We start from the raw sequence: 17356 nt of genomic DNA, 5'->3' as shown, positions 1-17356 counted from the left end.
CTCAGGTACGACCGGTACCTTAGCGCACCCGCCACCGACCTCATTCAAGACATAGTTAAGGTACAACTAGTACCTTAAAGAGAGGGGTGGTCATGCGTGCCAAAGGCATCACCTACGACACCGGCTTCATCAACCGGGGCAGCACCACGAGGAGGCACTTCGACCCGTCCACGGTCCGGCACGAGCTGAAGGTCATCCGCGACGAGCTGCACTGCACCGCCGTGCGCCCGACGGGCGGCGACCCGGACCGGCTGGAGCTGGCCGCGACGATCGCCGTCGAGGAAGGGCTGGAGGTGTGGTTCTCCCCGTTCACCTGCGACCTGACCCGGGACGAGCTGTTGGCGTTCCTGGCGGACTGCGCGGACCGCGCCGAACGGCTCCGCGTCGCGGGCGGCGAGGTCGTGCTGGTCCTGGGCGCCGAGCTGACCCTGTTCACCAGGGGCTTCCTGCCCGGCGAAACCCTGGACGACCGGCTCGCGCTGCTCGGCGACCCCGCCGCGCTGCGCGCCGCCCTGCCCGCCGTGCCCGCGCTGGTCAACGAGTTCCTGGCCCGGGCCGTGGAGGTCGTGCGCCGGCGGTTCGGCGGCCGGATCAGCTACGCGTCCATCCCGTTCGAACAGGTCGACTGGACCCCGTTCGACTTCGTCGGCGTGGACCTCTACCGGTCGGCCGAGGTGGCGCACGTGTTCGAGGACGCCGTGCGCCGCCTGGTGGCGAGCGGCAAACCGGTGGCGATCACCGAGTTCGGCAGCGCGACGTTCCGGGGCGCGGCGGCCCGTGGCGCGCGGGGCTTCGACATCGTCCGCTTCGACGGCGCGGAACCGGCCGGCCTGCACGGCCAGCACGAGCGCGACGAGGAGGAGCAAGCCGGCTACGTGCGCGAGCTGCTGGCCCTGTTCGACGAGGCGGGCGTGGACACCACCTTCGTCAACACCTTCGCCTCGTACTTCCTCCCCCACCGCCCGACCCCGTCCGAAGACCTGGACCTGGGCAGCTACGGCGTGGTGAAAGTCCGGGACGACGGCACCTGGGAACCCAAGGCGGCGTTCGCGGCCGTCGCCGACCACCACGGCCGGATGTCCTGAGAGCACCGGCTCCGAACGGGAAGAGGCCCCTTCCTCCCGAAGGAGGAAAGGGCCTCTGACCAGTGTCGGGGTGACAGGATTTGAACCTGCGACCTCTTCGTCCCGAACGAAGCGCGCTACCAAGCTGCGCCACACCCCGGTCTCGCCCCACCGGCTTCCCGGCGGAACGAGGAGAACTCTACCTGATGCCCCCACCCACTCCGAACCGGGTATCCCTTTCCACACCGGACCCGTCCTGACCTGCGTCGACGGGCCGCTCCACCAGCGTCAGCAGGCTCGCCTCCGGCGGGCAGGCGAAGCGCACCGGCGCGTAGGGCGACGTGCCCAGCCCGGCCGACACGTTCAGCCACGTGTGCGCGCCCCACCGGGACACCCCGCGGGCCCGCGACCGGTCCAGGTCGCAGTTGGTCACGATCGCCCCGTACCCCGGCACGCGCAGCTGCCCGCCGTGCGTGTGGCCGGCCAGCACCAGGTCGTAGCCGTCGCCCGCGAAGCCGTCCAGGACCCGCGGCTCGGGGGAGTGCGTCACGCCCAGCCGCAGGTCCGCCGCCGGCACGTCGCCCGCGATCTCGTCGTACCGGTCGCGCTTGAGGTGCGGGTCGTCCAGGCCGGCCGCGAAGACCTCCAGGCCGCCCGCCCGGAACGTCCGCCGCACGTGCGTCAGGTCCAGCCAGCCGCGCTCCACCATGGCCGCGCGCAGGTCGCGCCACGGCAGCTGGATGCCGTGGATGCGCTTGGTCTTCGCCGACGGCAGCAGGTAGCGCACCGGGTTCTTCGGGCGCGGCGCGTAGTAGTCGTTGCTGCCGAACACGAACACGCCGGGCCGTTCGAGCAGCGGGCCCAGGGCGCGGATCACGGCGGGCACGGCCTGGAGGTGCGCCAGGTTGTCGCCGGTGTTCACCACCAGGTCGGGTTCCAGCTCGGCGAGCGCCGCGACCCACCGCTGCTTGGACTGCTGGCCGGGGAGCATGTGCAGGTCGGACAGGTGCAGCACGCGCAGCGGGGTCGAGCCCGGCGCGAGGACCGGCACCGTGGCCTCCCGCAGCGTCCAGCGCCGCCGTTCGATGCCCGCCGCGTAGGCGACGGTGGCGGTGCCGAGGGCGGTCGTGGCGAGGAGGGCGCGGCCGAACTTGTTCACGCCCCCGAGGGTAGGGGCTTGACCAATTCGGGGCGTGTCGGGTCGCCCGGTACCGTTCCCGACCATGGCGGAGTTGAAGGCGCGGCTGAAGGCGGACCTGACGTCGGCGATCAAGAACCGGGAGACCGTCCGGGCGGGCGCGCTGCGGATGGCGCTGACGGCCGTGACCACCGAGGAGGTCTCCGGCAAGACCGCCCGTGAGCTGAGCGACGACGAGGTGCGGAAGGTCATCACCCGCGAGGTGAAGAAGCGCAAGGAGGCCGCGGAGGCGTTCGCGGGCGCCGGGCGCGCCGAGAAGGCCGAGCAGGAGCGCGCCGAGTCCGAGGTGCTGGAGGCCTACCTGCCCGCGCAGCTGTCCGACGACGAGCTGGCCGCGCTGGTCGAGGGGGTGCTCGCGGGCCTGGCCGACGAGTCCGGCGAGCGGCCCGGCATGAAGCAGATGGGCCAGGTCATGAAGGCGGTCAACGCCGAGGTGGCCGGCCGCGCCGAGGGTGGTCGGGTCGCCGCGGCGGTCAAGTCGAAGCTGGCCTGAGCCGAACCCGGCCCCGAGGCGCAGCCGAACCCGGCCCGAGCCGACGGTGGGGTACCCACCGGTCTACCTGCCGGGTGGCTCGACCGGGATGGTGAACCCCGGCGGCTCGACGGTCCGGCCGGGCGCCGTCGGCCGCGGGTCGACCGGCTGCGTCTGCCCCGGCGGCGCGGTCGGGTTGGTCGGCTCCGCGGGCTGCGGCGGCGGCACGTACCCGGTGGACACCAGCAGCGTCACCACGGTGCCCTTCAACGCGCTGCCGCGCGGCGTCTGGCCGACCACGCGGCCCTTCGGCTGCTCGGAGTTGCGGTTCTGCACGGAGACCTTGTAGCCGGCCTCCTCCAGGGTCCGCGTGGCGTCGTTGACGTTGCGGCCCACCACCTCCGGGATGCGGATCTCGCTGCCGCCCTTGCGGTAGCGCTCCTCGACCGGCGGCAGGTCCCTCACGGGCAGTCCCGCGTGGACGTCGGTCATCGCGTCGAACCAGGTGCGCGCGGGGACCGTGCCGCCGTAGATGGTGCCCTCGCGGCACAGCCGCGGCGTGCCGCCCACGCAGATCGGGCTCGGGTTGGGGCCGTCGTTGAACGTCTGCACCGCGCCCGCGAACTCGGGCGTCGCGCCGATGAACGCCGCCGACTTGTAGTCCTCGGTGGTGCCGGTCTTGCCCATCATGGGCCGCTTCCAGTTGAACGCCCGCGCGGCCCCGGCGGCGGTGCCCGTGCCCTGGTCTTCCTTCGACAGCCCGGCCACCATGCCGTTGGCCAGCGGTTCGGCGACGACCTGCTCGCACGGCGCCTCGTTGACCGGCACCTGCTCGCCGTTGCGGTCGAGCACCTGCGCGACCGGCGACGGCGGGCACCACACGCCGCCGCTCATCAGCGTGGCGGCCACGTTCGCCAGCTCCAGCGTGCTGGTCGGCGCGGGACCGAGGGTGAACGACGCGCTGCCGCCGTTGGACTTGTAGAACTCGGTCTGCGACACCCGCAGCTTGTGGTCCTTGGCCCGCGAGTCCGGGCGCGTGCCCGAGAGGTTGGTGGCCATGGTCTCGCGCAGGCCCAGCCGCGACGCCATGTCCACGACCGGGTCCATGCCCAGCTGCTCCTCCAGGATCACGAACCCGGTGTTCGGCGAGGTCTGCAACGCCGTCTGCAACGTCATCTGCGCCGGGTAGTTGCTGTTGTTGTTGCGCAGGCAGTACCAGCGCGTGTCCGGTTCGCCGGTGGACGGGCAGCCGGGCGCGCCGCCCTTGAACACCCGCGACACGTACGAGGTGGGCGTGGCGACGGTGTTCTCGATGCCCATGCCCTTCTCCAGGGCGGCCGCCGCGGTGAACACCTTGTAGACGGACCCGGCGCCGAACTTGTTCTCCACCCCGGACGGCAGGTCGAACTGGGTCTGGAACTGGTCGGCGTCCAGCCCGTAGTCGCGGTTGGCGACGAGCGCCACCACCTCGTGCCGCTCCTTGCCGGGCCGCACGACCGCCACCGTGTTGGCGATGCCGTTGACGGACTTGGCCACCTGCGCCTCGGCGGCCTGCTTGGCGTGGGTGGTGATGGTGCGGTCCAAAGTGGTCCGCACGGTGTAGCCGCCGGTCTTGAGCTGCTCCAGGCTGAAACCGTTGCGCTCCAGGTAGTTCAGCGCGTACGAGCAGAAGAACCCGTTCTCCGGGCCCGCGCCGACGCAGCCGTTCGGCGGGGTGCGCACCGGCGAGGCGAGCCCCAGCGGCTCCCGCTTCGACGCCTCGGCGGTGTCCCGGGACAGCTTGTCGTTCTCGACCATCTTGTCGATGACCTGGTTGCGCCGCTCCAGCGCCTTCTCCGGGAACACCTCCGGGTTCAGCGCGGACGGGCTGTTGACCATGCCCGCGAGCATCGCCGACTGCGCCACGGTCAGCTTGTCCGGCGTGGTGCCGAAGTACGCCTGGGCCGCCGCGGCGATGCCGTAGATGGTCGAGCCGAACGGCACCACGTTCAGGTAGCGCGCGAGGATTTCGTCCTTGCCCAGCTTGGTTTCCAACTGGATCGAGATCCGGGCTTCACGCGCTTTTCGCGCGATCGTCTGCTCCTGCGCCTTTTGCTGTTCAACCAGGTTGTTGCGCGCCACCACGTGCACGAGGTAGTTCTTCACGTATTGCTGCGTGAGCGTGGACGCGCCCTGCGTCACGACCCCGCTGAACTGGTTGGTCAGGCCGGCGCGGATGGTGCCGCGCCAGTCCACGCCCTGGTGCTCGTAGAAGCGGCGGTCCTCGATCGAGACCAGCGCCGCCTTCATCGCGTCCGCGATCTTCTCCGGCGGGACCAGCACGCGGTACTGGTCGTAGAGGTAGGCGATGGGCACGCCGTCCTTGTCCGTGATCGTGGTGATCAACGGCGGGTCGGTGGTGACCAGGTCCGCGGAGATGCTGTCGACCGTGTCGCTGGCCCGGTTCGACACCAGCCCCAGCGAGCCGACCACGGGGAACAGCAGCCCCGACAGCAGCACACCGGCCAGCAGACAGAGGCCCAGCAGTTTCAGCACGCCGTTCCTGGCTCGCATGCAGGTCAGGGTACGCGCCACGCAAAGTGCGCGAGAGGTCGCGCACAGTTGATTACCCAGGATGAGTACTCGTACTCAAGACAGGTAACAGGTGGGCAACCCAGGGTTGGAGGTGGAACCAGAAGGCTCTACAGTCCGTCACTGTCCACGACAGCAGTCGGAGGTGCGACCACTCGACAGTGGTCAGCCTACGGCATCCGCGGCAGGGGTGTGGCGGATTTAGGAAGTCTGGACACTGTGTGAACCGAGGTGGGGGATATATGAATCAGGGGGATTGGCGGATCAAGGCTTCGTGTCGTGACGAGGAGCCGGACCAGCTCTTCGTGCGCGGCGCCGAGCAGCGCAAGGCCAAGGTGGTGTGCCTGGGCTGCCCGGTGCGCACCGAGTGCCTTGCCGAGGCCCTGGACAACCGGATCGAGTTCGGTGTCTGGGGCGGCATGACCGAACGCGAGAGGCGGGCGCTGCTGCGGCGCCGCCCGGACGTCACGTCCTGGCACGAGCTGCTGGCCAGCGCGCGCCAGGAGCACATCGAGGAGTCCAAGGTCGGCTGAGCCCCCACGGGGGTTCACTCGCCCGCGAGCCGCCTGCCGATCTCGTGCAGACCGCCAAGGTCGTGCACGTCGGTCGGCAGCGCGGGCACCCCGACCAGCGGCACGCCCGGGTGCGCCCGGGTGAACCGCGCGAGCAGTCGCTTCTCGCGATCGGCGACGGCCACGCGGTCCGCGTGCACCCGCAGCACCGCGGCGGCCAGCGGGGCGTCACCCGAGCGCTCCAGCCGGTCCGCCGCGGCCAGGGCGCTCGGGGCGGGCAAGGGGGCCAGCACCGGGTGCGTCCGGTTCGCGACCAGGCCGGTCAACGGCATGCGCTCCGCGCCCAACCGCTCCACGAAGTAGCTGGCTTCCCGCAGCGCGTCCGGTTCGGCCGCCGCGACCACCAGGAACCCGGTGCCCGGCGACCGCAGCAGGTCGTAGGTCGACTGGGCGCGCTGCCGGAAGCCGCCGAACGTGCTGTCGAGCGCCTGCACGAACGTCGAGGCGTCGTTCAGGAGCTGGCTGCCCACGATCGTCGACACGGCCTTGGTGAACAGGCCGAAGCCCGCGCCGACGATCTTGCGGATGCCGCGCCCGCCCGCTCGGGCGGGCGCCGACAGCATCCGGATCAGCCTGCCGTCGAGCACCGTGGACAGCCGCTGCGGCGCGTCCAGGAAGTCCAGCGCCGACCTGCTCGGCGGGGTGTCCACGACGATCAGGTCCCACTCGTCCAGCGCGACGAGCTGGCCCAGCTTCTCCATCGCCATGTACTCCTGCGTGCCGGAGAACGACGTGGAGATCGTCTGGTAGAAGGGGTTGGCCAGGATCTGCTCGGCCCGCTCGCGGCCCGCGTGCTGCCACACCATGTCGTCGAACGTGCGGCGCATGTCGAGCATCATCGCGTGCAGCTCGCCCCGGAACGCGCCCTCGACCCGGCGGGGGTTGTTGTCCAGTTCCCGCAGGCCCAGCGACTGGGCGAGCCTGCGGGCCGGGTCGATGGTCAGCACGACCGCCCGCCGACCCCGCTCGGCGGCGCGCACGGCCAGCGCGGCGGCCGTCGTCGTCTTGCCGACGCCGCCCGAGCCGCAGCACACCAGCACCCTGGTCGCCGGGTTGTCCAGCAGCGCGTCCACGTCCAGCCGGTTCACCGCACACCCCGCCCGACCATCACCTCGGCCAGCTCGTAGAGCGCGGCCACGTCCACCCCGTCGGTCAGCTCGGGCAGGTCCAGGGTCGGCAGGTCCGACTCGGCCAGCTTCTCCTTGGCCCGCTGCTCCGCGCGCAGCCGCGCGGCGTGCTCCTCGGTCTGCTCGACCAGGCCCTCCAGCACGTCCTCGTCCAGGTCGAGGCCCGCCGCCACCAGGCCGGCGCGCACCTGGTCCGCGTCGACCCGGCCCGCCGCCGCGGCGGCCACCGACCGGGCGGGCAGCCGCGGCGGGCGCACCCGGTTGACGAACACCGCGCCCGGCCGCAGGTCCGCGCCGTCCAGCTCGGCCACCGCGTCCAGGGTCTCGCGCACCGGCATCTCCTCCAGCAGCGCCACCAGGTGCACCGCGGTGTCGCCGGAGTGCAGCAGCCGCACCACGCCCTCGCTCTGGCCCTTGATCGGGCCGACCTTGGCCAGGTCGGCCATGGCGCGGGTGACGTCGAGGAAGCGGACCACCCGGCCGGTGGGCGGCGCGTCCAGCACGACCGCGTCGTACTCGTGCCTGCCGCTCTTGGTGGTGCGCCGCACGCACTCCTTGACCTTGCCGGTGAGCAGCACGTCCCGCAGGCCCGGCGCCAGCGTGGTGGCGAACTCGATCGCGCCCATCTTCTTCAGCGTCCGGCCGGCGAAGCCCAGGTTGTAGAACATGTCGAGGTACTCCAGCAGCGCCGCCTCCGGGTCGACGGCCAGCGCCCGCACCTCACCGCCGCCGGGCGCGGACGCGATGCGCTGCTCCGCGTAGGGCAGCGGCGGGCGGTCGAACAGCTGCGCGACGCCCTGCCGGTTCTCGACCTCGACCAGCAGCACCCGCCGGCCGCCGGTGGCCAGCGCGAGGGCCAGTGCCGCGGCGACCGTCGTCTTGCCCGTGCCGCCCTTGCCCGTCACCACGTGCAGGCGGGCGCGGGTGAGTTCGTCGGTCCAGCCGTCCACCAGGTCAGCCTAGGCGCGCGGACGGGTGACCCGCTGGGCGGAGGGAGCCGCCACGTCAGTCCCACATGGTGATGAAGACCACCGCGATGGCGGTCGCGCCCACCACGCCCCACGCCACCACGGACGGCAGCACGTAGGCGATGAGCACCGCGACGACCGCGACCACGGCGAGCCCGATCAGCGCCGCGCGCCGCACGTCGCCCGGGCGGACGCCCTTGCGGTCGCGGGCCTGCGCCATGCCCACGAGCACCATCACCAGTCCGCCCACCAGGAACGCGCTGGTGGCGACGATCCGCCACGTTTCCACGCGATCAAGGTAGCGCCTGGTCAGCGAGTCGTCACCTGCGGAAACCGCAGTGCTGCGCGGGAAGGGGTCCCCGGACTCGGCCGGTGGCCGTGCGCAACGGGATCGGCGGGCCCGTCGCGTGGGCCGCCCACGCCGGCGCCGGAGCAGCGGTCCCCGACCCCGACGAGCTGCCGGCCGACCTGTCGGGAGGCGACCGCCGAGGGGCGACCGAGCTGGTCGAGGGGATCCGGGCGGACCCCGATGGCCGGTAGCACCCGCCACCGCTCAGCGCGTGCCGCTAGGCTGCCCGCCATGCAGACGTGGGAGTACTCGACCGTCCCGCTGTTGATCCACGCGACCAAGGCGATCCTGGACCAGTGGGGCGCCGACGGCTGGGAGCTGGTCACCGTGCTGCCCAACCCGAGCGGTGAGCAGCACGTCGCCTACCTGAAGCGGCCCAAGGCATGAGCTGGCAGGCGCGGCTGGCCGAGCTGGGCGTCGAGCTGCCCGCGGTGGCGGCCCCGCTCGCCGCGTACGTGCCGGCCCTGCGCAGCGGGCAGCTGGTCTTCACGTCCGGCCAGCTCCCGTTCGTCGAGGGCTCCCTGGCGGCCACCGGCAAGGTCGGCGGCGACGTCAGCCCCGAGGAGGCCAAGGCCCACGCCCGCACCTGCGCGCTGAACGCGCTCGCCGCGGTCGACGCCCTGGTCGGCCTCGACTCGGTCGTCCGCGTGGTCAAGGTGGTCGGCTTCGTCGCCTCCGCCGAGGGCTTCACCGGGCAGCCCGCCGTGCTCAACGGCGCGTCCGAGCTGCTCGGCGAGGTGTTCGGCGACGCCGGTCGGCACGCGCGGTCGGCGGTCGGCGTGGCCGAGCTGCCGCTGGGCGCGCCGGTCGAGGTGGAACTGATCGTCGAGATCGGGGAGTGAGATGTCCGACACGTGCCACGAGCTGCTGCTGCGGTTGGCCGGGCGACTCCCGGACGACGTGCTGTGGCGGTTCCGCGACTGGGCCGCGACCGACGGGATCGTCGTGCTGGCCCGAGCCCTGCCGCGCACGCTGCTGCACGACCGCGTCGGCCTGACCGACCACGAGCAGCGCCTGCTCGTGGACGCCCTCGTGCCGCACGGCGCCGACCGGGCCGCCACCAGTTCCGTCAAGGGACTGGACGAACTGCCCGATCCCGGCTACACCTTCTCCCCGGAATCACCCGAACGGGTGTTGATGGGTGATTCCGCGACCGTGGTGCTCGGAGCGACCCTGCGCGGGCGGCCCGGTGTCGGCGAAGTCCGGTCCGCGTGGCGGCTGGGCGTGGGCGAACCCAGGCGGCTCGTCCTGGTCGCCGCCACCTCCGGGTTCGCCCGGCTGACCGGCGAGCTCCAGCGCGTGCTGCGGGCGCTCGGCGAGCACGACCCCTGTGTCGAGGTCCTGCCCGCCGGACTGGACCTGCCGCCCTACCACCGGGCGGCGTTGGCGGCCTCGGAGCTGGTGTGCACCGGCGCGGAGGCCGACGGGCACCTGGTGCCCGTCTAGAGCTCGGCGCTCCCCGCGCGGGCCGGAAGGAGAGCAGGCGTGACGAACGACGGAGTGGGACTCCCCGTCCGTTTACACGACCTCCTGTTGGCGTTGGCCGGACGAGTCGACGACGACGCGTTGACCCAGGCCCGTGAGCTGCTGGCGGTCGCCGAGCTGGACAGAGCCGTGGAACTGCTGGTCGGCTGCCTGCTGGCGGGGCGCATCCCGGTGTCGCCGCAGGAGCGGCACGACCTCGGCGCGCTGCTCGCCGAGGTGCGCTCCGACCCGGCCCTGGCCGACCGGCTGTTCGCGGTCGAGCACGTGCCCGTGCCCCGGCACCGGTTCACCGCCGAGTCGGACCCGGCCCAGGGCCTCGGCGAGGCGCTGGGCAAGACCCTGTCGGCGCTGCCCGACGTGCGCGGCGTGCGGGCGACCTGGAGGTCGAGCCCGTCCGGCGCCACGCCCGGACCGCTGCCGCAGCGGGTCGTCCTGGTGGACATCGGCCCGGCGGGCTTCGGGCCCGCCACCGCCTACCGGGTCGACACCGTGCTGCGCCAGGCGGGCATCCGGGCCGCCGTCGAGGTGCTCACCGCGGGCACGCCGCTGGGCGAGTACCACGCCGCGGCCACCACCACGGCCCGCGAGGTGTTCTTCCCGTCCGGCTCCACCACCCCGGAACCACCACCCGACCCGACGACCTGGTTCGACGGCGACGTCCGGGACCAGGCACCGGTGGTCGAGCCGGCACCGGTGCCTGCCGAACCCCAGACCGGCTCCAAGTCACGACGTTCCCGCGTCGACGCCTACGAGGGCGTGCAACCGTTCCCGCCGAAGCCGGTCAAGCGCCTGCCCGTGCGCGAACCGGTCGAGGAGGAACGGCGCCCGTTCGAGCCCTCGGGCGCCGTGCCCTCGGGCGCCGAGCCCCTGGGTGTCGAGCCGTTCGGTGCCGAGCCTTCGGGTGTCGAACCCCTCGGCGTCGAACCCTTTGGCGTCGAACCTTTCGGCGTCGAACCGGTGGTCGCCGAGCCCGTCGCCGTGGAGCCCGTGACCGCCGAACCGGCGATCGCCGAGCCCGAGCCCGAGCCCGTGGCCACCGAGCCCCGGACCGTCGAGCCCCGGACCGTCGGACCCCTGTCCATCGCGCCTGCGATCGTCACGCCGCTGCCGCTGCCCGACGACCACCCGCTGTCGCGGTCCGAGGTGACCACCGAGCTGGGTCCGGACGACCTGGCGGCGCTCCAGGCGGCGCTGGCGGACGGGCACGCGCCCGCGTCCGTGCAGCTCCCGCCGACCGTGGACGCCAAGCTCAGCGACCGCGAACGGGCGCTGCTCCAGCAGCTCCACGAGGAGCTGGCGCAGCGCGAGCAGCAGACGTGGCCCGGCGGACCGGAGTTCGTCAACGGCATGCCCAAGCCGAACAACGGCAGGCAGCCCGGCTAGGGGCGCGCGGAGCGTTCGACGACCCGGCCCCGGCCCCTCGCGGTGAGCGAGGGGCCGGGGCCGAGGTCACGACGGGCCTCCGCCGGCCCTCACGCCTCGCCGGCCGCTTTGCGGCGCGCCAGGTCGATGACCCGTTGCAGGTGCAGGCCGCGGCGCACGTCCAGCGGGTGCTCCGTCGTGCCGCTGTCGACCATGGCCACGAAGTCGTCCAGCAGGTTCGTGAAGCACTGCCGCGCGGTCGAGCCCCGGTCGGCGAGCACGCGGTGCCCGTGCTCGCCGTAGACGACGACCTCGGAGACGCCCGGGTCGAGCGGCAGGGTCATGGTCATCGTGGCCACGCTCGTGGCGCCGCCCTCGTGGCGCAGGACCACCTGCCACAGGCCGTGCTCGGAGCGGTCGGCCGCGACGACGTCGGTGATCGGGCCCAGGGCGGCGTCGAGCAGGTCGAAGGCGTGCGGGCCGACGTCGTCCAGCGGGCCGCGCTCGTGCCGCCACGCGGAGTGCGAGAACGGGCCGCCGAGCAGGGCGCCGGTCAGCCAGCGGGCGCTGCCGCCGACCCAGCCGCCCGCCTCGTCGAGCTGCGCCAGCTGCTCCCGGGTCTCCGGGGCGTAGCGCCTGGTGAGCACCACGAGCGAGGCGACGCCGTTGCGCTCGACGGCGTCGGCGAGGCGCTCGGCGTCCTCCAGGGTGGAGGCGATGGGCTTCTCCAGGACGAGGTGCCTGCCCCGCGCGGCGGCCTCGATGGCGATCGGCGCCTGCACCTCCGGCGGCACCGCGAACGCGACCGCGTCCACCTGGTCGAGCAGGTCCTCGGGGGTCGACGCGGTGGTCGCGCCGTAAGCGCCCGCCACCTGCTCGGCGGCCTCCGGTCGCCTGGCCCAGACGGTGGTCAAGCGGGTGCCGGGGTGGTCGGCGATGCCCGGCGCGTGCACCCGGGTGGCCCACGGACCGGCGCCGACGAGCCCTACGCGCAGCTGATCAGTCACACGACCGATCCTAAAACGCGCCCCGCCACCCCACCCGATCATTCATCGGCCGCCGACGTAAGCCTCGGCCGGCACGAAGATCCGCCCACCCGCGATCGTCCCGCCCCCACCGCTCCCGCCGTCCGCCTCCCCGGAACCGAACCGCAGCTCCACCCCCTCCGGCGTCCGGACGACCTCGGGCGCCGTGCCCCACGCGTCCGGGATGGGGACGACGTGGCCGTAATCCTCCGTCCGCCCCAACCAGACCTCGTGATCGGTGCCGCCCAACAACCGGGACCGCTCCTTGACGTACACGTTCGGGCTTCCCTCGTTCGTGGAAATCGTGGTGCTGGAAGGCAGGAACAGGACCACGCCCGCGACCGCCGTCAGCCCGGTGCCGAGGACCGCGCCGAAGCCGAACAGCAGGACGTTGAGCAGGCAGCCTTTTCGCGTGGTGTCCACGGGAGGTGATCCTCGTCGTAGGCTCGGGTCGTGCGCGAACTACCCGACGAACTGGTGCTGCCGCCGGGAATGGCCCCGGAGGCGCTCGACGGACCACCGGTCACGCCGCGCGACGCCGCGACGGTGGTCCTGGTGCGCGACGGTGAGGCGGGCGTCGAGGCCTTCCTCCTGCGGCGGGTCGCCGGGATGGCGTTCGCGGGCGGGATGACGGTGTTCCCCGGCGGCGGCGTCGACCAGCGCGACGCGGACACGACCGTGGCCTGGGCCGGACCGCAGCCCTCGTGGTGGGCGGAGAAGTTCGCCTGCACGCCCCGACTGGCCCGCGCCCTGGTGTGCGCGGCGGTCCGCGAGACGTTCGAGGAATCCGGCGTCCTCCTGGCCGGACCCTCACCCGATTCGGTGGTAGCGGACACCTCCGGTTACGCGGAGGCACGAGCGGCCCTGGTGGCGCGCGAACTGTCACTGGCCCAGTTCCTGACCTCGGCGGGCCTGGTCCTCCGAGCCGACCTGCTGCGCCCGTGGGCGAACTGGGTCACCCCCGAAGAAGAACCGCGACGCTACGACACCAGGTTCTTCGTCGCGGTGCTGCCGACGGGCCAACGCGCGGACGGCATGACCACCGAAGCCTCCGACGGCGAGTGGCAGGCCCCAGGCGACGCCCTGGCGGACTGGAAAGCCGGCCAACGCGCCCTGCTGCCACCCACCTGGGTGACATTGGCCGACCTGGCAGAACTGAATTCGGTGGCCGAGGTCCTGGCCGTGCCGCGCGAGGTGTCGAAGATCATTCCCAAGATCGTGCGAGAGGGCGGGGTGCTGAGGGTGATCGTGCCGTGAGCAACGTCGAGGACAACCGCGCCAACCGAGCCGGCACCCCGGAGCACGGCGCCGCCGACTCCCTCTCCAGCGCTGCCAATCCTGGGAGCAGCGCCGCCGACTCCCGCTCCAGCGCCGCCGACTCCGGGCCCGGCAGCACCAACCCCCGCCCCGGCAGCACCAACCCCCGCCCCAGCGCTGCCGGCCCTCGGGACAGCGCCACCAGCCCTCAGTACGGCGTGCTGCGCGAGGTCACACCGTTCGCGTCGGTCGTGCTGGCGGAGAACCCGGGCGTGATGACCCTGGAGGGGACGAACACCTGGGTCCTCCGCGCACCCGGTTCACCGACGTGCGCCGTGGTCGACCCGGGCCCCCTGGACCGCGCCCACCTCGACCGGGTGGCCGCCTGCGGCCCGGTGGACGCCGTCCTCCTGACCCACGGCCACCCAGACCACTCGGAAGGGGCACGAGCCTTCGGCGAGCTGGTGAACGCCCCCGTCCACGCCGTGACCCGCTCCCTCGGCACCGCCGCCCTGTCCGACGGCGACGTGATCGAGGCCGGAGGCCTGGAGATCCGAGCCCTGGCCACCCCCGGCCACACCGACGACTCGATCTCGTTCCTGACCCGGGACGCCGTCCTGACCGGCGACACCATCCTCGGCCGCGGCACCACCGTCCTCGACGGCAAGCTCGGCGACTACCTGGCCACCCTGAAGACCTTGGCCGCGCTCCCCGGGGGCACCACCGTCCTCCCCGGCCACGGCCCCGAACTGCCCGACGTGGTGGCGGTGGCCCAGGCGTACCTCAAGCACCGCGAGGAGCGGCTGGCCCAGGTCAGGGCCGCGGTCGAGCACCTGGGCGGGGCACCTACCGCGAGGCAGGTGGTCGAACTCGTGTACGCCGACGTGGACCGCTCGCTGTGGCCCGCGGCCGAGTGGTCGGTGAGGTCGCAGCTGGAGTACCTGGGGCTGTCCCCGGACGGGACCGCGCCTGTTCTCTGAGGGGTCGTGTGCCCGCGCTCCCGGTGAGCAGAGACGCAGAAGGTCTGAGCCTGGCCCTCAAGGCGTCTGGGTGGTTCTCCGGGGCGTCAGGTGGTTGGAGTGTCGGGTGGTGAGGCCGTCGGGTGGTTGGAGCGTCGGGTGGTGGGGGTGGCTCCCCCCGGAGGTCGTCGGGGGTGGCCTGGGCGGGTTGTCGGGATGGCGGGGTGGGTGGGCCGGGCTGGTGGCGGCGGCTCTGGGGGTGGTTGAGGTGGGCGGGGTGGTTCGGGGCTTCCTCATGGTTTAACCGATGATTGGTGACGGTGTTTTCGTACATTTTTTGCCGATGATCACCACATCGTGTGAACTTCGCCGACGCCCCGGCGGTCAGACGTTGGTTCGCAGGGGGACCACCAGGTAGGTCAGCTCCATGCCGTCGACGTCGGCTGGTGACGTGAGGACCGTGGAGCGCAGGCCGTCCTGGATGCGGAGTTCCACTCGGCGGCCGCTGAAGGCTCGCAGGGCGTCCGCCAGGTACCTGGCCTGGAACGTCTTGGTCACGCGGTTGCCGTCGATGGTGGCCTCCACCGACTCCTCCGACTCTCCCGCCTGTGGATCGCTGCCCCGCACCCGCAGCTCACCGTCGTGGAGCTGGAGGGTCACCGAGCCGTGCGGGCCCGCGCAGGGCACCGCTCGGCGCACGGCGCCCGCCAGGACGTCCGCTTCCACCAACACCGTGCTGTCGATGACCGCCTCCAGCAACTCGCGCACTCGATCGTCGGGTAACGGCGCGGCCGGCAGCGCGGTGCTCGCGCTGCCACCCGACCAGGACAGGGCGACGCGGTCGGGCTGCCTGGACGCCTCGGCCAGGATCACCGCCGGGGCCAGGACGCCCGGCTCGCCTGTCCGCGCCCACGGTAGCGAAGCGAATGCCATTCGATAACGATCCGTCGCGATCGGTTCCAATCGAGATGCCGTACCGTGCACGCGCACGCCCGCGGAGTACAGGGATCGCGTCGTCGAGCAGCAGGAGCAGGGGCGGGGGCAGGAGCGGGCGGCGCCGGTGCGGGTCGCCGGGCGCGAGCCCTCCACGAGCAGGCGAACCCGGGGGCGTCCGCACCGCGGCGCCCAGGGTCAGGTCCATGAGTGGTGGCGGTCACGTCCATGCGTCGAAGTCAGAGCCGACCACCGACAAAAGCCGGCCGCGTCCGCCCACCTGTGGACAACTGCCCGGACGGCCGTCAGGACAACCGGCCGGGAGGGCGACCACCGGGGGAGCGACAGCCTCAGCGGGAGGCGGCCAGCTCCACCTCGTCCCGCCTGGGCCGCGGCACGCCGGCCGCCACCGTGCCGCGGAACAGCCACACCAGGCCCGCGATCGCCACCCCGGACACCGCCGCCGCCACGAACGCCGCGCCGGTGCCGTGCGTCTCCACCAGCTGCCCGCTCGCCGACTGCCCGATCGCCAACCCGACCGTCACCGCCGTCACCACCCAGCCGAACGCCTCGGTGGCCGTCCCGTCGGGCGCGACCTGCTCGATCGCCGTCGAGTGCGTGGTCGACTGCGGCGTGATCAGGGTGCCCACCACGAACAGCGCGGCACCGAGCCCGATCAGCCCGGTCGGCACCGCCAGCAGCAGCGACAGCAGCCCGAAACCGCCGAGCAGCACGGGCAGCCGCAGGTGCATCGCCCGGGGGAACGGCCTCATCGAGTACAGCACGCCGAACAGCACCGAGCTGACCGACCACAGGCTCAGCAGCAGGCCGCCCACGCCGGGGTGGCCCGCCTTGGTCGCGGCCGCGGGCACGGCCACCTCGATGAACCCGATCGTCACGCCGAAGCCGAGCGCGGCCAGCGCGACCGTCCGCATCCCCGGTGACGCCAGGGCGCCCAGCAGGCTGCGCCGCACCGGCTCGGGCCGCACGCCCCGCACGGTGGGGTTCAGCGCGAACCACAGCGCGCCGGCCACCATCGACGCCGCGCCGACCACCACGCCGGTGCCCGCCCACGGCGCCGCGACCAGCAGGCCCGCCAGGCCCGGGCCGAGGATGAAGAAGACCTCCATGCTGATGGCCTCGTAGGCGTAGCCGGCGAGCCGCGTCGGCCCGGCGGGCACCACGTGCGCCCACAGCGCCCGGGACGCCGACCCGACCATCGGCTCGGTGACCCCGACGGCGAACGCCAGCGGCACGAGCGCGGGCAGCGCCGCGCCGGCCTCGATCGCCGTCACGGCCACCGCCACGACCACCGCGAACAGCGACACCGAGACGATCAGCGGGCGCGTCGGCCCGAACCGGTCCATCAGCCTGCCCTGCACGATCGAGCCGACCGCGACGCCCACCAGCGCCGCCGCGGACACGAGTCCGGCGATGGCGAACGAGCCGCGTTCGCGCTGCACGTAGAGCAGCAGCGAGAGGCCGATCATGGCGATCGGCAGGCGGGCGAGCAGGGACGCGGCGACGGGGCCGCGCATGGCGGGGGTGGTCAGGGCGGCGCGGTAGTCGGAGAGGCGGGCAGAGTGGGACATGCGTACCAGTATGGGGCTGGTGGTACGCCCGTACCAGTCAATTGCCGGTGCGGTTCCTCACCGCCGGCGCGCCGGTTCCTCCCTGGTGATCTCGTCGACGACCTCACCCGCGCGGGGGACCCTGATGGCCTGATTCGACAGTGCGGTTCGGGAGCGGCGATGCGATGACCGGGTGAAACATGCAACGAAACCGCTGAACAGGGTGTCCCTGAGGGTGAAAGCCCTTGAGTTGCGGGAGGGGTCTCGTGCGATCGTTGGCGAAACAGCCTTTCCGCACCCGTTTCGGCCCAGGTCGCAGCGGGTAACCCAACCTCCTTCCGGCGCCAAGGGTCGGGGCCTGCGGGCGTCGGAGGTGTGGAGGCGTGGTCTGTCGGGGGATGGGCCGCGCGAACAACAGGGCCGGTGCGCCGCGTCGGGGGCGG

The 17356-nt window shown here is 72.8% G+C and carries 19 protein-coding genes and 1 tRNA gene; 10 read left to right on the top strand and 10 right to left on the bottom strand.

From position 1 onward, the window contains the following. Positions 1 to 92: 92 nt before the first annotated feature. Positions 93 to 1085 (top strand): hypothetical protein, encoded by a 993-nt coding sequence (locus ABD223_RS02765; RefSeq protein ID WP_344034210.1) that lies wholly within the window; start codon positions 93 to 95, stop codon positions 1083 to 1085. A 65-nt stretch (positions 1086 to 1150) separates the two neighbouring features. Here ABD223_RS02765 and ABD223_RS02760 read toward each other — a convergent pair. Beyond that, positions 1151 to 1224: transfer RNA gene (locus ABD223_RS02760), tRNA-Pro, on the bottom strand. A 39-nt stretch (positions 1225 to 1263) separates the two neighbouring features. Further along, on the bottom strand, positions 1264 to 2223 hold the full coding sequence (locus ABD223_RS02755) for a metallophosphoesterase (RefSeq protein WP_344034209.1): 960 nt from the start codon (positions 2221 to 2223) through the stop codon (positions 1264 to 1266). Positions 2224 to 2287: 64 nt separating this feature from the next. Between ABD223_RS02755 and ABD223_RS02750 the strand changes: the two genes are divergently transcribed. Continuing rightward, entirely contained in the window at positions 2288 to 2755 is a 468-nt protein-coding gene (locus ABD223_RS02750; protein ID WP_344034208.1) for a GatB/YqeY domain-containing protein, read from the top strand. A 63-nt stretch (positions 2756 to 2818) separates the two neighbouring features. Here ABD223_RS02750 and ABD223_RS02745 read toward each other — a convergent pair whose 3' ends face one another. Further along, positions 2819 to 5287 carry a transglycosylase domain-containing protein gene (locus ABD223_RS02745; protein WP_344034207.1) on the bottom strand — a complete coding sequence of 823 codons (2469 nt, stop codon included), beginning with the start codon at positions 5285 to 5287 and terminating at the stop codon, positions 2819 to 2821. Between the two features lie 260 nt (positions 5288 to 5547). Between ABD223_RS02745 and ABD223_RS02740 the strand changes: the two genes are divergently transcribed. Then, the gene (locus tag ABD223_RS02740; protein WP_344034206.1) at positions 5548 to 5838 is read left to right on the top strand and encodes a WhiB family transcriptional regulator; all 291 of its coding nucleotides are present in this window, start codon (positions 5548 to 5550) and stop codon (positions 5836 to 5838) included. A 14-nt stretch (positions 5839 to 5852) separates the two neighbouring features. Here the strand turns inward: ABD223_RS02740 and bagB are convergent, their stop codons facing one another. The 3 genes from bagB to ABD223_RS02725 are packed head-to-tail and all read right to left on the bottom strand — an operon-like array spanning position 5853 to position 8261. Continuing rightward, the gene (gene bagB, locus ABD223_RS02735) at positions 5853 to 6965 is read right to left on the bottom strand and encodes an ATPase BagB (protein WP_344034205.1); all 1113 of its coding nucleotides are present in this window, start codon (positions 6963 to 6965) and stop codon (positions 5853 to 5855) included. Next, on the bottom strand, positions 6962 to 7954 hold the full coding sequence (gene bagA, locus ABD223_RS02730; RefSeq protein WP_344034204.1) for an ATPase BagA: 993 nt from the start codon (positions 7952 to 7954) through the stop codon (positions 6962 to 6964). Before bagA ends, bagB begins: the two co-directional genes overlap by 4 nt. Before the next feature lie 55 nt (positions 7955 to 8009). After that, positions 8010 to 8261: a hypothetical protein gene (locus ABD223_RS02725; RefSeq protein WP_344034203.1), complete on the bottom strand. Its 252-nt coding sequence runs from the start codon at positions 8259 to 8261 to the stop codon at positions 8010 to 8012. An 83-nt stretch (positions 8262 to 8344) separates the two neighbouring features. Between ABD223_RS02725 and ABD223_RS02720 the strand changes: the two genes are divergently transcribed. The 5 genes from ABD223_RS02720 to ABD223_RS02700 all read left to right on the top strand — a co-directional run bounded on the left by ABD223_RS02720 (position 8345) and on the right by ABD223_RS02700 (position 11189). Next, the gene (locus tag ABD223_RS02720; protein WP_344034202.1) at positions 8345 to 8512 is read left to right on the top strand and encodes a hypothetical protein; all 168 of its coding nucleotides are present in this window, start codon (positions 8345 to 8347) and stop codon (positions 8510 to 8512) included. 40 nt (positions 8513 to 8552) lie between these two features. Further along, entirely contained in the window at positions 8553 to 8708 is a 156-nt protein-coding gene (gene sp36, locus ABD223_RS02715) for a Sp36 family protein (RefSeq protein ID WP_344034201.1), read from the top strand. Then, a complete protein-coding gene (locus tag ABD223_RS02710) occupies positions 8705 to 9163 on the top strand; it encodes a RidA family protein (RefSeq protein ID WP_344034200.1) in 459 nt (152 codons plus the stop codon). The genes sp36 and ABD223_RS02710 overlap by 4 nt, the downstream gene beginning before the upstream one ends. A gap of 1 nt (position 9164) precedes the next feature. Beyond that, positions 9165 to 9767, top strand: coding sequence for a hypothetical protein (locus tag ABD223_RS02705; protein WP_344034199.1), 603 nt, complete (start codon positions 9165 to 9167; stop codon positions 9765 to 9767). Positions 9768 to 9860: 93 nt separating this feature from the next. Next, positions 9861 to 11189 carry a hypothetical protein gene (locus ABD223_RS02700; RefSeq protein WP_344034198.1) on the top strand — a complete coding sequence of 443 codons (1329 nt, stop codon included), beginning with the start codon at positions 9861 to 9863 and terminating at the stop codon, positions 11187 to 11189. An 89-nt stretch (positions 11190 to 11278) separates the two neighbouring features. On the opposite strand, the gene ABD223_RS02695 is transcribed toward ABD223_RS02700, so the two are convergent. Beyond that, on the bottom strand, positions 11279 to 12175 hold the full coding sequence (locus ABD223_RS02695; protein WP_380646273.1) for a Gfo/Idh/MocA family protein: 897 nt from the start codon (positions 12173 to 12175) through the stop codon (positions 11279 to 11281). A gap of 42 nt (positions 12176 to 12217) precedes the next feature. Then, positions 12218 to 12616: a hypothetical protein gene (locus ABD223_RS02690; protein ID WP_344034197.1), complete on the bottom strand. Its 399-nt coding sequence runs from the start codon at positions 12614 to 12616 to the stop codon at positions 12218 to 12220. Positions 12617 to 12685: 69 nt separating this feature from the next. Here ABD223_RS02690 and ABD223_RS02685 point away from each other — a divergent pair, with 69 nt between their 5' ends. Both ABD223_RS02685 and ABD223_RS02680 read left to right on the top strand, forming a co-directional pair. Further along, on the top strand, positions 12686 to 13450 hold the full coding sequence (locus ABD223_RS02685; RefSeq protein WP_344034723.1) for an NUDIX hydrolase: 765 nt from the start codon (positions 12686 to 12688) through the stop codon (positions 13448 to 13450). A gap of 218 nt (positions 13451 to 13668) precedes the next feature. Next, on the top strand, positions 13669 to 14430 hold the full coding sequence (locus ABD223_RS02680; protein WP_344034722.1) for an MBL fold metallo-hydrolase: 762 nt from the start codon (positions 13669 to 13671) through the stop codon (positions 14428 to 14430). 363 nt (positions 14431 to 14793) lie between these two features. Here the strand turns inward: ABD223_RS02680 and ABD223_RS02675 are convergent, their stop codons facing one another. After that, positions 14794 to 15342: a hypothetical protein gene (locus tag ABD223_RS02675; RefSeq protein ID WP_344034196.1), complete on the bottom strand. Its 549-nt coding sequence runs from the start codon at positions 15340 to 15342 to the stop codon at positions 14794 to 14796. A 350-nt stretch (positions 15343 to 15692) separates the two neighbouring features. Continuing rightward, positions 15693 to 16934 carry an MFS transporter gene (locus tag ABD223_RS02670; RefSeq protein WP_344034195.1) on the bottom strand — a complete coding sequence of 414 codons (1242 nt, stop codon included), beginning with the start codon at positions 16932 to 16934 and terminating at the stop codon, positions 15693 to 15695. Between the last annotated feature and the right edge of the window lie 422 nt (positions 16935 to 17356).

Origin of the sequence: Saccharothrix xinjiangensis, assembly GCF_039527585.1 — a bacterium.
Taxonomy (GTDB): Bacteria; Actinomycetota; Actinomycetes; order Mycobacteriales; family Pseudonocardiaceae; genus Actinosynnema; species Actinosynnema xinjiangensis.
This window is presented reverse-complemented; position numbering and strand designations above follow the sequence as displayed.

Coding starts and splice junctions, on each gene's coding strand:
- ABD223_RS02765 (WP_344034210.1), top strand. CDS start 93: ATGCGTGCCAAAGGCATCACCTACGACACCGGCTTCATCAACCGGGGC.
- ABD223_RS02750 (WP_344034208.1), top strand. CDS start 2,288: ATGGCGGAGTTGAAGGCGCGGCTGAAGGCGGACCTGACGTCGGCGATC.
- ABD223_RS02745 (WP_344034207.1), bottom strand. CDS start 5,287: ATGCGAGCCAGGAACGGCGTGCTGAAACTGCTGGGCCTCTGTCTGCTG.
- ABD223_RS02740 (WP_344034206.1), top strand. CDS start 5,548: ATGAATCAGGGGGATTGGCGGATCAAGGCTTCGTGTCGTGACGAGGAG.
- sp36 (WP_344034201.1), top strand. CDS start 8,553: ATGCAGACGTGGGAGTACTCGACCGTCCCGCTGTTGATCCACGCGACC.
- ABD223_RS02710 (WP_344034200.1), top strand. CDS start 8,705: ATGAGCTGGCAGGCGCGGCTGGCCGAGCTGGGCGTCGAGCTGCCCGCG.
- ABD223_RS02705 (WP_344034199.1), top strand. CDS start 9,165: ATGTCCGACACGTGCCACGAGCTGCTGCTGCGGTTGGCCGGGCGACTC.
- ABD223_RS02685 (WP_344034723.1), top strand. CDS start 12,686: ATGGCCCCGGAGGCGCTCGACGGACCACCGGTCACGCCGCGCGACGCC.
- ABD223_RS02675 (WP_344034196.1), bottom strand. CDS start 15,342: ATGGCATTCGCTTCGCTACCGTGGGCGCGGACAGGCGAGCCGGGCGTC.
- ABD223_RS02670 (WP_344034195.1), bottom strand. CDS start 16,934: ATGTCCCACTCTGCCCGCCTCTCCGACTACCGCGCCGCCCTGACCACC.